The following is a 464-nucleotide window of genomic DNA, read 5'->3' on the forward strand; positions in this document are numbered from 1 at the left end:
CTGCGCGACCGCGGCGCCCCGCAGCGCGCCCGGTTCGGCTACTCCGACGACGACGCCTTCGCCGTCGGCCTGACCTGCGGCGGCGAACTCGATGTCCTCGTCCAGCGCATCGACCCCGTGGCCCAGCCGCCTCTCGGCGCGGCCCTCGCCGAGGTTGCCGGGGGCCGACCCGCCGCCGTGGCCCAGGTCGTCGACGGCCCGGACGGACTGATCGGCGCCACCCTGAGCGTTCTCGGCGACAGCGGGATCGCCGACGGGACGCCGGCCGCAGGGCCCGCCGACGAGGTCGTCGTCGACTGGCCCCACCGCTACCTGGAACGCACCGAGGTGGACGCCCGCACCGCGGTATGCGTCCTCACCCACGACGCCAAGTTCGACATCCCCCTGCTGCGGCTGGCACTCTCCCTGCCCGTCGGCTACGTCGGCGCGATGGGCTCCCGCCGCACCCACGACGAACGCCTGCG

At 75.4% G+C, this 464-nt stretch carries 1 protein-coding gene; it reads left to right on the forward strand.

Annotation, left to right across the window (positions count from 1 at the left end):
• Positions 1-464: XdhC family protein (locus tag OP79_RS49270; protein ID WP_033329901.1), on the forward strand; the 464-nt coding region annotated here is incomplete at both ends.

The organism is Streptomyces yerevanensis (genome assembly GCF_000716805.1).
GTDB classification, from domain to species: domain Bacteria; phylum Actinomycetota; class Actinomycetes; order Streptomycetales; family Streptomycetaceae; genus Streptomyces; species Streptomyces flaveus.